At 70.5% G+C, this 13,930-nt stretch carries 8 protein-coding genes, 2 tRNA genes and 2 pseudogenes; 9 read left to right on the top strand and 3 right to left on the bottom strand.

Annotated elements, in window-relative coordinates:
* The first annotated feature begins 215 nt into the window (after positions 1-215).
* The 4 genes from ABZU46_RS02860 (at position 216) to ABZU46_RS02845 (ending at position 7,369) form a co-directional block, all read left to right on the top strand.
* Positions 216-3,071, top strand: coding sequence for a PQQ-dependent sugar dehydrogenase (locus tag ABZU46_RS02860; RefSeq protein ID WP_354854586.1), 2,856 nt, complete (start codon positions 216-218; stop codon positions 3,069-3,071).
* A 62-nt stretch (positions 3,072-3,133) separates the two neighbouring features.
* Positions 3,134-5,239, top strand: coding sequence for a ThuA domain-containing protein (locus tag ABZU46_RS02855; protein ID WP_354854584.1), 2,106 nt, complete (start codon positions 3,134-3,136; stop codon positions 5,237-5,239).
* A gap of 405 nt (positions 5,240-5,644) precedes the next feature.
* A complete protein-coding gene (locus ABZU46_RS02850) occupies positions 5,645-6,148 on the top strand; it encodes an ATP-binding protein (RefSeq protein WP_354854582.1) in 504 nt (167 codons plus the stop codon).
* Between the two features lie 213 nt (positions 6,149-6,361).
* Positions 6,362-7,369 (top strand): sugar phosphate isomerase/epimerase family protein, encoded by a 1,008-nt coding sequence (locus ABZU46_RS02845; RefSeq protein WP_354854580.1) that lies wholly within the window; start codon positions 6,362-6,364, stop codon positions 7,367-7,369.
* 82 nt (positions 7,370-7,451) lie between these two features.
* Here ABZU46_RS02845 and ABZU46_RS02840 read toward each other — a convergent pair whose 3' ends face one another.
* Positions 7,452-7,865 carry a hypothetical protein gene (locus ABZU46_RS02840; RefSeq protein WP_354854578.1) on the bottom strand — a complete coding sequence of 138 codons (414 nt, stop codon included), beginning with the start codon at positions 7,863-7,865 and terminating at the stop codon, positions 7,452-7,454.
* 293 nt (positions 7,866-8,158) lie between these two features.
* Here ABZU46_RS02840 and ABZU46_RS02835 point away from each other — a divergent pair.
* From ABZU46_RS02835 to ABZU46_RS02815, 5 genes are all read left to right on the top strand, one after another.
* Positions 8,159-8,231, top strand: a tRNA-Asn gene (locus ABZU46_RS02835).
* Positions 8,232-8,613: 382 nt separating this feature from the next.
* Positions 8,614-10,737, top strand: a complete 2,124-nt coding sequence (locus tag ABZU46_RS02830) for an MMPL family transporter (RefSeq protein WP_354854576.1) — start codon at positions 8,614-8,616, stop codon at positions 10,735-10,737.
* Positions 10,727-11,965 carry an FAD-dependent oxidoreductase gene (locus tag ABZU46_RS02825; RefSeq protein WP_354854574.1) on the top strand — a complete coding sequence of 413 codons (1,239 nt, stop codon included), beginning with the start codon at positions 10,727-10,729 and terminating at the stop codon, positions 11,963-11,965. Before ABZU46_RS02830 ends, ABZU46_RS02825 begins: the two co-directional genes overlap by 11 nt.
* 236 nt (positions 11,966-12,201) lie before the next feature.
* Positions 12,202-12,275: transfer RNA gene (locus ABZU46_RS02820), tRNA-Ile, on the top strand.
* 118 nt (positions 12,276-12,393) lie between these two features.
* Positions 12,394-12,792, top strand: a complete 399-nt coding sequence (locus ABZU46_RS02815) for a hypothetical protein (protein WP_354854572.1) — start codon at positions 12,394-12,396, stop codon at positions 12,790-12,792.
* Between the two features lie 57 nt (positions 12,793-12,849).
* On the opposite strand, the pseudogene ABZU46_RS02810 reads toward ABZU46_RS02815, so the two are convergent.
* Positions 12,850-13,215: pseudogene (locus tag ABZU46_RS02810) on the bottom strand (recombinase family protein); the annotation flags it as partial.
* 187 nt (positions 13,216-13,402) lie between these two features.
* A pseudogene (locus ABZU46_RS02805) lies at positions 13,403-13,786 on the bottom strand (recombinase family protein); the annotation flags it as partial.
* Between the last annotated feature and the right edge of the window lie 144 nt (positions 13,787-13,930).

Genomic DNA, 13,930 nt, shown 5'->3' with positions numbered 1-13,930 from the left:
CCGGCAACTTTCGATCAAATCGACGAAAGTTGATGCTGGATCGTCGGAAGGTATGGACACATCGACATGCGCGACTTAGTGTCGGGGCCAACACGACATTGTTTCGTCGAGGTGAACCGGCGGCGCGGTAACCCATCGACCCCACCACCGCTACGGCATCCGGCGCGACGGCGCGCGCCCGGCCTGGCTTCATTCGTCAGGAAGGGACAGCACAGATGTCCAACAAGGACGCACCCCCTCGTCGATCCCGACGATGGCTCTCCACCGGATCGGCCCTGCTCCTCGTGGCCGCGGCCGGCACGGTCACGCTCGCGGCCAGCCCGACACCGGCCCAGGCGCACACGATCAACGCCACCGACTTCCAGCAGGTCGAACTCGCCCGGGGCGTGTCCGACATGGGTGAGCCGATGTCGTTGGCCGTGCTGCCGGACCGTTCGGTCCTGCACACCGCCCGCAACGGCACGCTGCGCCGCACCGACGCGAACGGCACCACGTCGGTGATCGGCACCCTGTCGGTCTACAACCACGACGAAGAGGGGTTGCAGGGCGTCGGCGTCGACCCGAACTTCGCCAGCAACCGGCAGATCTTCCTCTACTACGCGCCGCCGCTGTCCACCCCCGCCGGCGACGCGCCCGCGACCGGCACCGACTTCTCGGCCTGGCAGGGAGTGAACCGCCTCTCCCGGTTCACCCTCAACGCCGACTTCACGATCAACCAGGCCAGCAAGGTCGACGTGCTCGACGTACCGGCCGATCGCGGCCTGTGCTGCCACGTCGGCGGGGACATCGACTTCGACGCCGCCGGCAACCTCTACCTGTCCACCGGCGACGACACCAACCCGTTCGACTCCGCCGGCTACTCGCCCATCGACGAGCGGACCAACCGCAACCCGGGGTACGACGCGCAGCGCAGCGCCGGCAACACCAACGACCTGCGTGGCAAGATCCTGCGGATCAAGGTGAACGCGAACGGGACGTACTCCATCCCGTCGGGCAACCTGTTCGCGCCCGGCACGGCCAAGACCCGGCCGGAGATCTACGCGATGGGGTTCCGCAACCCCTTCCGGATCAGCGTGGACAAGGGCACCGGGGTCGTCTACGTCGGTGACTACGGGCCGGACGCCGGCTCCACCAGCTCCACCCGCGGGCCGTCGGGCCAGGTCGAGTTCAACCGGGTCGCCGCGCCGGGCAACTTCGGCTGGCCGTACTGCACCGGCACCAACACCACCACCGAGACGTACAACGAGTGGGACTTCGCCACCAACGCCAGCGGAGCGAAGTACAACTGCGCCGGCGGGCCGACCAACAACTCGTACCGCAACACCGGCCTGACCACCCTGCCGCCGGCCCAGCCGGCGTGGATCCGGTACGCCGGCGACGCCGGCACCCCGACCGAGTTCGGCGGCGGCTCCGAGTCGCCGATGGCCGGCCCGGTCTACCGCTACAACGCCTCGTCGACCTCCACCACGAAGTTCCCGCAGTCGTTCGACGGCCAGTTCTTCGCCACCGAGTTCGGCCGGGGCTGGATCAAGCCCATCCACGTCAACTCCGACGGCTCCCGGGGCACCATCGACGCCTTTCCCTGGGTCGGCAAGCAGGTGATGGACTCGGCCTTCGGCCCGGACGGCTCGTACTACGTGCTCGACTACGGCACCGGCTACTTCAACGGTGACGCCAACTCGGCGCTCTACCGCTTCGACTACGTCGGCGGCGGCAACCGGGCGCCCAGCGCCGCGGCGAGCGCGAACAAGACCTCCGGGGCGGCCCCGCTGACCGTGGTGTTCTCCTCGGCCGGCTCGTCCGACCCCGAGGGCGGGGCGTTGACCTACTCGTGGAACTTCGGCGACGGCACCACCTCCACGACGGCGAACCCGACGAAGACGTACAGCACGAACGGCACCTACACCGCCACGCTGACCGTACGGGACCCGCAGGGCGCCACCGGCAGCGCCAGCGTGCAGATCAGCGTCGGCAACACCGCGCCCACGGTGACCATCAACAACCCCGGCAACGGGCAGTTGTTCAGCTTCGGTGACACCGTGCCGTACAGCATCACGGTGACCGACCCGGAGGACGGCACGATCGACTGCACGAAGGTCAAGATGACCTACGTGCTCGGGCACGACCAGCACGGGCACCAGATCACCTCGAAGACCGGCTGCTCCGGCTCGATCACCATCCCGGTCGACGGTGAGCACGACGACGCGGCGAACATCTTCGCCATCTTCGACGCCGAGTACACCGACGCCGGTGGGCTGACCACGCACACCCAGCACACGCTGCCGCCGCGCCACCGCCAGGCCGAGTTCTTCGGCAGCTCGTCCGGGATCAACGTGTTCAGCAAGACCCCGGCCGAGGGCGGCAAGACCGTCGGCGACATCAACAACGGCGACTGGATCGCGTTCCAGCCGTACCGGCTCGGCAACGTCACCTCGTTCACCGCCCGGGTCTCCTCGGCGGGCGCCGGCGGCACCCTCCAGGTGCGGGCCGGCTCGGCCACCGGCACGGTGCTCGGCTCCGCGACCGTCCCGGTGACCGGCGGCTGGGAAACCTTCACCACTGTCACGGGGGCGATCACCAACCCGCCGACCGGCACCACCACGCTCTACCTGACCTTCGCGGGTACGGGCACCGGCGCGCTCTACGACCTGGACGCGTTCACCTTCACCACCGGCTCGGCCCCCACCGGCGGGACCGGTCCGATCAAGGGTCTGGGCGGCAAGTGCCTGGACGTGCGCAACGCCGCCACCGCCGACGGCACGCAGATCCAGATCTATACCTGTAACGCCAGTGCGGCCCAGACCTGGGCGGTCACGCCGAACTCCACAATCAAGTCGTTGGGCAAGTGCCTGGACGTCTCCGGTGCCGGCACCGCCGACGGCACCAAGATCCAGCTCTACACCTGCAACGGCACCGGGGCGCAGAACTGGGCCGGGCAGGCCGACGGCACGCTCCGCAACGTGGCGTCCGGGAAGTGCCTGGACGTCTCCGGAAGCAACTCCGCGGACAGCACCGTGGTGAACCTCTGGACCTGCACCGCCGCCGCGAACCAAAAGTGGACCCTGCCCTGAGCTGAGCGGAGGGGCTCCCACCGCACGGGAGCCCCTCCCCACCGTCCCGAAGGAGAGCGACCATGCGCAGACTCCTGCGAACCGTCCTCGGCGCGACCACCGCCGTCCTCGCCGTCATCGCCTGCACCACCCCGGCCAGCGCCGCCGACGCCCCGTACGACGTGCTGGTGTTCTCCAAGACCGCCGGCTTCCGCCACGACGCGATCCCGGTCGGCATCCAGACCATCCGTGACCTGGGCGCCGCCAACAACTTCACCGTGACCGCCACCGAGGACGCCGCCGCGTTCACCACCGCCAACCTGGCCCAGTACGAGGCGGTCGTCTTCCTCAACACCACCGGCGACGTGCTCAACGCCACCCAGCAGACCGCCTTCGAGTCGTACATCGGGTCCGGCCGCGGGTACGTGGGTGTGCACGCCGCCGCCGACACCGAGTACGACTGGCCGTTCTACGGCAACCTGGTCGGCGCGTGGTTCGCCTCGCACCCCGCCATCCAGCAGGCCAACGTCAAGGTGGAGGACCGGGGTAACGCGGCCACCGAGCACCTGCCGCAGACCTGGACCCGCACCGACGAGTGGTACAACTACCGCACCAACGCCCGGTCCACCGCACACGTGCTGGCCACGCTCGACGAATCGTCGTACTCCGGGGGCGGCATGGGCGCCGACCACCCGCACTCCTGGTGCAAGAGCTACAGCGGCGGCCGGTCCTTCTACACCGGCGGCGGGCACACCCAGGCGTCGTACGCCGAGCCGGCGTTCCGGGCCCACCTGCTCGGCGGCATCCGGTACGCGGCCGGCCGGAGCAAGGCCGACTGCCGGCCCGAGACCGGCTACACCCCGCTCTACAACGGCTCCACGACCGGCTGGTCGCAGGCCGGTCCGGGCAACTTCACCAACTCCGACGCGACCCTCACCTCAGTGGGCGGCATGGGCCTGTACTGGTACAGCGCCAAGCAGTTCACCAACTACTCGCTGAAGCTGGACTGGAAGCTGGCCGGCGACGACAACTCGGGCGTGTTCATCGGCTTCCCGCCGTCGAGCGACCCGTGGTCGGCGGTGGACAACGGCTACGAGATCCAGATCGACGCCACCGACGCGGCCGACCGCACCACCGGCTCGGTCTACACCTTCAAGTCAGCAGACCTCGCGGCCCGCGACGCGGCGCTCAACGCGCCGGGGGAGTGGAACACCTACGAGCTGCTGGTCGAGGGCGAGCGGCTGCAGATCTTCCTCAACGGGGTGAAGATCAACGACTTCACCAACACCAATCCGGTACGGTCGCTGGCCGGCCACATCGGCATCCAGAACCACGGCACCGGTGACGACGCCTCGTTCCGCAACATCCGGATCAAGGAGCTGGGCACCACGCCTCCCCCGAGCGGGAACACCACCATCCAGGCCGAGTCGTTCAGCTCGGCCAACGGGGTCTCCGCGTTCACCAAGGCGGGTGCCAACGGTGGTCAGACCGTCGGCTACATCGACCCGGGTGACTGGGCCGCGTACAACGGCGTGGACCTGACCGGCATCACCTCGTTCACCTCCCGGGTCGTCTCCGGCGGCGCGGGCGGCACCATCCAGGTCCGCACCGGCTCGGCCACCGGTCCGGTGCTCGGCACGGTCACGGTGCCCAACACCGGCAGTTGGACGACGTTCGCCAACGTCACCACGACGCTGTCCAACGTCCCGTCCGGCACCCAGAACCTCTACCTCACGTTTGGCGGTAGCGGCACCGGGCTCTTCGACGTGGACGACTTCACCCTGGTCAAGGGGACCGGCGGCAGCACCGGGGTCGGCCCGGTCAAGGGCCTCGCCGGCAAGTGCCTGGACGTGCGCAGCGGCGCCACGGCCGACGGCACCCAGATCCAGATCTACACCTGCAACGGCAGTACGGCGCAGACCTGGACCGTGACGCCGAACTCGACGATCAAGGCGCTCGGCAAGTGCCTCGACGTGTCCGGCAGCGGCACCGCCGACGGCACCAAGATCCAGCTCTGGACCTGCAACGGCACCGGCGCGCAGAACTGGGCGGCCCAGTCCGACGGCAGCCTGCGCAACACGTCCTCGGCCAAGTGCCTGGACGTCTCCGGCAACAACTCGGCGGACAGCACCATCGTCCACCTCTGGACCTGCAACGGCGCGGCCAACCAGAAGTGGACCCTGCCCTGACCTGCCGAACGCGCCGAGCCCACCGGGCTCACTGAACGCGCAGGCGCCGCCGGTCACGGCCGGCGGCGCCTGCGAGTCACCTGCTCCCGACGCCACCCGCTCCCGACGCCACCCGCTCCTGGTGGCAACCGCAGCGTCGGCGAACGCGCTCCGCCTCACCGGGCGCGTCCTTGCCGAGGCCAATGTCACCGAAGAGGGGTATACCTGTGAGTCATATTTATGACTCACAGGTATACCCCTCTCGACAATCCATCGCGGAGCGGCCGGAGCGGCCGGAGCGGCCGGAGCGGCCGGAGCGGCCGGAGCGGCCGGGGTGGTCGGAGCGGCCGGAGCGGCCGGAGCCGCTGGGCGGGTTGCCTGGACGCCGGAGGCCTACTCTCAGCCGGCTGCCGTACCTTGACCAGCATGGGGCGTTTCGCGCGATGGCGCCGAGTGGTGCGGTCGCAGGGAGACCGCCTCCGCGGCGCGCTGCACCGGGCCGAGGAGCCCGACCCGTTGACCGGGCCGGCTCCCAGCCTGAACCGTCTCGACGCGCTGGCAGAGGAGTTCGCCGCAGGCCAGCCCGTGCGTTGGAGCCTCGGCGGGGCACCCCGGCCGCTGCCCGGCGCGGTCGACGTGGCGGCGTACCGGATCATCGAGGAGTCGCTGGCCGACGCGCGTCGACACGCCCCCGGCGCGGCGGTGGCGGTCCGGCTGCGCTACGACGCCGAGGGCGTCACCATCGAGGTACGCGACGACGGCGCCGATGCCGCGACGCCGGGCGGGGAGACCCGGGGCGCCGGGCGGGGGCTGGCCGCGGTGCGCGGGCGCACCGAGCGGGTCGGTGGCACCTTCTCCGCCGGCCCGAATCCCGGCGGCGGGTTCACCGTCCGGGCGGTCCTGCCCGCGCCCGAAGAAGCGGCCGAGTGACGATCCGGGGCTTTCGCGATGGGGCCCAACGGAAATAGGGTGGAGGTGGCGACCGTGACGGTGGCCGGTGACCCGGTGGGAGGCGCAACCCGCCGGGCTCAGGTGCGCTCGGCATCCACCGGTGTTCCGCCTCGGTGCCACGTACCGGTCTGACCGGTCACCCTCGCCCCGGTCCGCACAACGGAATCCCCATCACATCAGGGGAGAAGGACAATGGCGCGACCCATCACGCTCTTCACCGGCCAGTGGGCCGACCTTCCGTTCGAGGAGGTCTGCCGGCTCGCCTCCGAGTGGGGCTACGACGGTCTGGAGATCGCCTGCTGGGGCGACCACTTCGAGGTCGACAAGGCGCTCGCCGACGACTCGTACGTCGACCGCAAGCGGGAGACGCTCGCGAAGCACAACCTCGAGGTCTTCACGATCTCCAACCACCTCGTCGGTCAGGCGGTCTGCGACCATCCGATCGACGAGCGGCACCAGGACATCCTGCCCGCCCGGATCTGGGGCGACGGGGAGCCCGAGGGGGTCCGCCAGCGGGCCGCCGAGGAGATCAAGGACACCGCGCGGGCCGCGGCGAAGCTCGGGGTGAAGACCGTCGTCGGTTTCACCGGGTCGTCGATCTGGCACACCCTGGCGATGTTCCCGCCGGTGCCGCCGTCGATGATCGAGCGCGGCTACCAGGACTTCGCCGATCGGTGGAACCCGATCCTCGACGTGTTCGACGAGGTCGGGGTGCGGTTCGCGCACGAGGTGCACCCCAGCGAGATCGCGTACGACTACTGGACGACCAAGCGGACGCTGGAGGCGATCGGCAACCGGCCCGCGTTCGGGCTGAACTGGGACCCGTCGCACTTCGTCTGGCAGGAGCTGGACCCGGTGAACTTCATCTTCGACTTCGCCGACCGGATCTACCACGTGGACTGCAAGGACGCGAAGGTGCGTACCGGCGATGGCCGGCGCGGCCGGCTCGCCTCGCACCTGCCCTGGGCCGACCTGCGTCGCGGCTGGGACTTCGTCTCCACCGGGCACGGCGACGTGCCCTGGGAGGACTGCTTCCGGGCGTTGAACGCGATCGGCTACACCGGCCCGATCTCCGTCGAGTGGGAGGACGCCGGGATGGATCGCCTGGTCGGCGCCCCGGAGGCACTGCAGTTCGTCCGCCGGCTCGCCTTCGACGCCCCGAGCGCCGCCTTCGACGCGGCGTTCAGCAGCAAGGACTGACCACAGCTCGGAGCAGATTGCCGTTCGGACAGACCACGGGCCGGTCGCCGTCAGGCGACCGGCCCGTCTACGTGCGGATGGGTCAGAGCGTGCTGCCGTTGGTGCCCGAGCCGGACGGCTTGGTGCGGGGGGTGGTGGCCGACGGCGACCCGGAGGTCGTGCCGACCGTGCTGCTGCCCGTCGAGCCGGAGCCCGCCTTGGCGCCCACCGTGGCGGGCGTGCCGGCGAACGCGTCGTCGGCGGCGGTCAGCTCCTGCTTGCCGGTGCTGCCGTTGCCCAGCTTCTCGCCCAGCTTGGACTGGCCGAGCTTGTCCTTGCCCTCGCTGTAGAGCCGGTTGGCCTGGGCCTGCGCGACCCCGGCCGCCTCCTGGACGGTCGGGTGGTCGAGCACCTTGCGGCCCCGAACCACGAGCTCTTCGTACTTCTCCCGGCCGGCACGGGCGCCCAGGACGAATCCCGCAGCCAGCCCGCCAAGAAACATGATCTTTCCGCGCATGGCGGCTCCTTCCGTACCTGACGCGCCGTCGCCCCCGCCGGGTTGCCCCGTCGGGCGCGACAAATTCGCGCCTGCGTCCTCTGTCCGCAGCTAACTACCCATCCTGCTCCCCGCTCAAGCCTGCTTGTGCCGGGATGGCGATTTGCCCCGATTGCGATCAGGCCGTGGCGCTGACCTGCGAATCTGGATCAAGGCGGCTGCGGGTGCAACCCACTGGACCACCACCGGGGGATGTCCTGTACTCTTGTCCCGTCGCAGGGCACCGGCGAGATCCGGTTCCAGGCGGTGCACGATCCCCTGTAGCTCAATTGGCAGAGCAGCCGGCTGTTAACCGGCAGGTTATTGGTTCGAGTCCAATCGGGGGAGCTTCTCCACCAACGCCCGTCGGCAGTACGCCGACGGGCGTTTCTGCTGTCCCCACGTCCCGCGCCCCAGGGCTCCTGCCCGTGCGATCGTGGCAGCAACTTCGGGGATGTTGCTGCCTCCCGCGTGCCGGAGGCAGCAACATCCCCGTTGTTGTGACGATCTTGGCGGCGCGGGGCGCGGGGCGCGGGGCGCGGGGCGCGGGGCGCGGGGCGCGGGGCGCGGGGCGCGGGGCGCGGGGCGCGGGGCGCGGGGCGCGGGGCGCGAGGCGCGGGGCGGAATGGGAGGTTTGGGCCGCTTGCGGCTCGCGTGCCCGGCAGGATGGTCGATGTCGACTTAGACTCCCGCTGCGTCGATTGATGCGTCGATTCTTGGGGTGAGCGCAATGTCCGGACGAGGCGGCTTCGGCCGGGCCACACTTGTCGCGGTGGCGGTCGTACTGGCCTGGCTGGTGATCGGCGGTGTGGCCGGCCCGTACGCCGGGCGTCTCAGTGAGGTCGCCACCAACGACAACGCCGCCTTCCTGCCCACCGACGCCGAGGCGACCCGCGCCCAGGATCTCGCCGGCGGCTTCGTCGACCGGCAGACCGTGCCGGCGCTGGTCGTCTACGAGCGGTCGGCGGGGATCACCGACGCGGACCGGCAGCGGGTGAGCGCCGACGCTGCCCGCTTCGCCCAGGTGCCCGGCGTGGTCAACCCGCTGCCCCCGCCGATTCCCAGCGAGGACGGCCAGGCACTCCAGGTCGTCGTGCCGGTGGACGACGCCGAGGGCGAGGAGATCGGCTCGGTCGTCGAACAGTTGCGCGACATCGCCGGCGGCGACCGGGACGGGCTCACCGTGGACGTGGCCGGCCCGGCCGGCCTGCTCGCCGACCTGATCGAGGTCTTCTCCGCCATCGACGGGCCACTGCTGCTCGTCACGCTCGTGGTGGTGCTGATCATCCTGCTGATCGTCTACCGCAGCCCGGTCCTGTGGATCTTTCCGCTGCTGGCCGCCGGAATGTCGTACGCGCTGGCCTCGGTCTTCGTCTACCTGCTCGCCGACGCCGACATCGTCAAGCTCAACGGCCAGGCACAGGGCATCCTCACCGTGCTGGTCTTCGGCGCCGGCACCGACTACGCGCTGCTGATGATCGCCCGCTACCGCGAGGAGCTGCACCGGCACGACCGCCCGTGGGACGCGATGCGCACCGCGTGGAGGGGCGCCGCGCCGGCCATCATCGCGTCCGGTGGCACGGTCATCGTCAGCCTGCTCTGCCTGCTGCTGTCCAGCCTCAACTCCAACCGGGCGCTCGGCCCGGTCGCCACCATCGGCATCGCCGCCACCCTGCTGGTGATGCTCACCTTCCTGCCGGCGTTGCTGGTGCTGGGCGGCCGGTGGGCGTTCTGGCCCCGACGTCCCCGAGCCGACCAGGCCGACCCGCGGGCCGAGCACGGCATCTGGAGTCGCATCGCCGGTTTCGTGGCCCGGCACGCCCGACCGATCTGGCTGAGCACCGCCGTCGTCCTGGCTCTTCTCACGCTCGGCCTGACCCAGCTCGGCGCCACCACCCTCGGTCAGTCCGACCTGTTCACCCAGCGCACCGACTCGGTGGACGGCCAGGACGTGATCGCCCGGCACTACCCGGCCGGCACCGGCAGCCCGGCAACCATCTTCACCACTGCGCAGAGCGCACGGCAGGTGGCGCAGGTGGCCCAGGGCGTACGCGGCGTCGCCGACGTCCGTCCGCTCTCCAGCGCCCCGCAGACCGGCCCGCCCGAGGAGAACGCCGCACCGAAGGTCGTCGACGGGCGGGTGCAGTTGGAGGCGACGCTCGCCGACCCGCCCGACAGCGACGGCGCCGAGCAGACCATCCGCGACCTGCGGGTGGCCGTACACCAGGTGCCCGGCGCGGACGCCGTGGTGGGCGGCTTCACCGCGATCAACGTGGACACCTCGGACGCCGCGAAGCGCGACCAGAACGTCATCATCCCGGTGGTGCTGGTGGTCATCGCGGTCATCCTGGCCCTGCTGCTGCGGGCCCTCCTCGCTCCGGTGCTGCTCATCGGCACGGTGCTGCTCAGCTTCGCGGCGACCCTCGGTCTCTGCGCGCTGCTGTTCCGGCACGTCTTCGACTTCCCCGGCGTGGACTCGTCGTTCCCGCTGTTCGCGTTCGTCTTCCTGGTCGCCCTCGGGATCGACTACAACATCTTCCTGATGAGCCGGGTCCGCGAGGAGTCGGTCAAGCGGGGCACCCGCGCCGGTGTGCTCGCCGGCCTCGCCGTCACCGGCGGGGTGATCACCTCCGCCGGCATCGTGCTCGCCGCGACCTTCTCCGCCCTGGCCGTCCTGCCGCTGGTGGTGCTCGTCGAGCTGGGTACCGCCGTCGCGATCGGGGTACTGATCGACACGATCATCGTCCGGTCGCTGCTGGTGCCCGCGCTCGCGTACGACATCGGGCCGAAGATCTGGTGGCCGGGCCGCTTGTCCCGGGCGAACGGCGAGCGGGAGGCGCGCGATGCTGGCTGAGACCGACGTGGTCGTCGTCGGCGGGGGCCTGGCCGGCCTCGCCGCCGCCCGCCGGCTGCACCGCGCCGGCGTGCCCTGGCGGCTGCTGGAGGCCGGCGGCCGGCTCGGCGGCCGGGTCGCCACCGACGTCGTCGACGGCTACCTGATCGACCGCGGTTTCCAGGTGCTCAACACGGCCTACCCGCGGCTCGGCACGCTGCTCGACACCGACCGGCTCAACCTCGGCTATTTCACGTCCGGGGTGCTGGTGCGCCGGGGCGACGACCTGCTACGGCTGGTCAACCCGCTGCGCGAACCGGCCGGCGGGCCGCGTACCGCGCTGGCCGGCGTGGGCTCGCTGCTCGACCGGCTGCGCTTCGCCGCGCTCGCCACCGGCTGCGCCACGCTGCCGGTGTCCCGGCTGCTCTCCGCGCCGGAGACCAGCGCCGAGACGGCGCTGCGCCGCGCCGGTCTCTCCGACGCGATCATCGAGGAGCTGCTGCGGCCGTTCCTGTCCGGCGTGTTCATCGACCGGGAGCTGGCCACCTCCAGCCACGTGCTCGCGATGGTGCTGCGCTCGTTCGCCCGGGGCCGGATCGGTCTGCCCGCCGAGGGGATGGCCGCGCTGCCCCGGGCCATCGCCGACCCGCTCCCCGCCGACCTGCTCGACCGGGACGCCCCGGTCGCGCAGGTCGCGCCCGGCCGGGTCCGCACCCAGGCCGGCGACATCCGCTGCCGAGCCGTCGTGGTCGCCGTCGACCCGCCCGCCGCGGCCGCGCTGCTGCCGGCCCTGGCGACGGTACGCATGCACAGCTACACCACGTACTACCACAGCGCGCCCGAGCCGCCGCTCGCCGAGCCGATCCTGCTCGTCGACGGTGACCGGCGGGAGATCGTCGCGAACACGGTGGTGCTCAGCAACGCCGCCAGCACGTACGCGCCCGCCGGACGACACCTCGTGGCCACGTCGGTGGTGGGTCCGACGGCCCCGCCCGAGTCGACCATCCGGGCCGAGTTGACCCGGCTGTACGGTCGATCCACCGCCGACTGGACCCACCTCACCACAGTGGTCGTACCGGACGCGCTGCCCGCCGCGCCGCCGCCGCAGGGGCGGCTGCGCAAGCCCGTGTCGATGGGGGAGGGGCTGTTCGTGGCCGGTGACCACCGCGACAGTCCATCGATCCAGGGTGCTCTCGCCAGCGGCTGGCGTGCCGCCGGGGCGGTGCTGAAGGAGTTGCGCGCCGGCTGAGCCCGCCTCCGCTGAGGAGCCCGCCGCTTGGCGAGCGTGGTTAGCCTGCTGCTGACCTACGTCCTGGTCGCCGCCGGCACAGGAATGGCTCTGGAGCGTCGTCGTGGCGGGCTGACTGCTCACTGTTATCCTCGCGTTGCCCATCGTGCTGCTGTGGCGACGGCGGCGGGGATGAGGCGGGGCCACACCGGTGCTGGCCCGTGATCCACCGATCGGGATAAGATCCGCGCGGTGTCGGGGCGGTAGCTCAGCCGGTTAGAGCAGGGGACTCATAATCCCTCGGTCGCGGGTTCGAGTCCCGCCCGCCCCACCGACCGCACCATTGTGCGAACCGGTGGTACTCCTGAAGTGCCCCCGTCCGTTTCGGGCGGGGGCATTGTCGTGTCTGTGGGAATCTTGAACACGGGTACGACTCCCTGGTCGGTGAGTTGGACTTCGGCGATGAGGGCTTCGATGGCGGCTTTGCGTTCGGTGGCGGTGCCGCTGGTCATGATGGCGCTGAGGTGGTCGCGGATGCGGGCGACGGTGCCGGGCGGCGGGGGCTCGGGCTGCGATGTCAGGCCGGCGTCGAGTTCGGTGTGCCGGGTCTGGAGTTGGGCGAGTCGTTGGCGGAGGTCGCGGATGCGGGGTCCGGCGGTGGCGTCGTCCATGGTGCCGTTCTCGAACGCGGTGTGGTAGCGCTCGATCGCGTTCTCGGTGCTGGTGATCTGGTGGGCGGTGGCGGTGAGTTCGGCCCGTCGGTCGTCGCTGGTGGTGTCGTGTTGGGCGTGGGCGCGTTGGATCATGGCGGCGAGGACGGGTTCGGCGGTGGTGTAGAAGTCGAGTAGGGCTTTGAGGATCATGTGGTCGAGGTCGTCGGCGGGGAGTCGGGGGGCGGTGCAGGTGGCGTGTTTGCCGTAGCGGGTGCGGGTGAAGCAGGTGTAGTACCGGTAACGGCGGGTCCGACCGTTGGCGGACGTGCCGATGTAGCGCTGTCCGCATTGGGGACATGTGAGTAGGCCGGTGAGGTAGTAGTCCGAGTCGGACATGGCCCGCTGGGTTTGGACGTCGCCGCGGGCGTTGGCGATGTCTTGGGCGCGGCGGAACGTGTTTCGGTCGATGAGCGGTTCGTGGGCGTCGGGGACGTAGACGTCGCGGTAGGCGATGTCCCCGAGGTAGGCGGGGTTGTCCAGGATCCGGTTGATGGTGTGTCCGGACCACTTCTTGCCGGTGCGGTTGGGGACACCGCGCTCGTTCGCTGGCGATGGCACGGGTGCCGAGTCGGTCGCGGGTGTAGAGGCGGAAGATGTCCCGCAGGATCGGTGCCTCGTCAGGGTGCGGCACCAAGCGTTGGGTGTTCTTGTCGACGAGGTAGCCGTAGGGGCGGGTGCCGCCGGCCCATTGGCCTTTGCTGGCTTTCGCGGTCATGCCACTTTTCACCCGGTCGATGATCATGTTGCGTTCGAATTCGGCGAACACGGCGAGGAATTGCAGCATCATGCGGCCGATGGCGCCGCCGGTGTCGACGGGTTCGGTGGCGGAGGTGAATCGGACGTTGGCGGCGTCGAGGGTGGCGGCGAGGTCGACGAATTGGGCGAGGCTGCGACTGATTCGGTCTACTCGGTAGACGAGGAGGACGTCGTACATGCCGGCTTTCGCCGCGTCGAGTGCTTTCTTGAGGCCGGGGCGTTCGGTGGTGGCGCCGGAGGCGTCGTCTTCGAATTCGCAGACGATGACCCAGTCGGGGTGGCTTTCGACGTACTTGTGTAGGGCGGTGCGTTGGGCGAGCAGGCTGAAGGGCTGGTGTTCGTCGTCGGTGGAGCGTCGGATGTAGACGCACACCCGGCACGGGCCGGTCGGCGTGTCGGGTTGGGTGCTCGTGGGGGCGCGTCGGCCGCGTCGCTTCGGTGCTCTGGTGGGGGTGTGCTTGCCTGTCAAGGTGGTTCCTCCGTGCGTGGTTGGGGTGGGTCGGCCGGTGGGCGGCCC

It is taken from the genome of Micromonospora sp. NPDC005197, assembly GCF_040608295.1.
GTDB lineage: Bacteria > Actinomycetota > Actinomycetes > Mycobacteriales > Micromonosporaceae > Micromonospora.
Note: the sequence above shows the minus strand (reverse complement) of the source record. Positions and strands in the feature narration are given on the sequence as shown.

Coding starts and splice junctions, on each gene's coding strand:
- ABZU46_RS02830 (WP_354854576.1), top strand. CDS start 8,614: ATGTCCGGACGAGGCGGCTTCGGCCGGGCCACACTTGTCGCGGTGGCG.
- ABZU46_RS02860 (WP_354854586.1), top strand. CDS start 216: ATGTCCAACAAGGACGCACCCCCTCGTCGATCCCGACGATGGCTCTCC.
- ABZU46_RS02825 (WP_354854574.1), top strand. CDS start 10,727: ATGCTGGCTGAGACCGACGTGGTCGTCGTCGGCGGGGGCCTGGCCGGC.
- ABZU46_RS02850 (WP_354854582.1), top strand. CDS start 5,645: ATGGGGCGTTTCGCGCGATGGCGCCGAGTGGTGCGGTCGCAGGGAGAC.
- ABZU46_RS02840 (WP_354854578.1), bottom strand. CDS start 7,865: ATGCGCGGAAAGATCATGTTTCTTGGCGGGCTGGCTGCGGGATTCGTC.
- ABZU46_RS02855 (WP_354854584.1), top strand. CDS start 3,134: ATGCGCAGACTCCTGCGAACCGTCCTCGGCGCGACCACCGCCGTCCTC.
- ABZU46_RS02845 (WP_354854580.1), top strand. CDS start 6,362: ATGGCGCGACCCATCACGCTCTTCACCGGCCAGTGGGCCGACCTTCCG.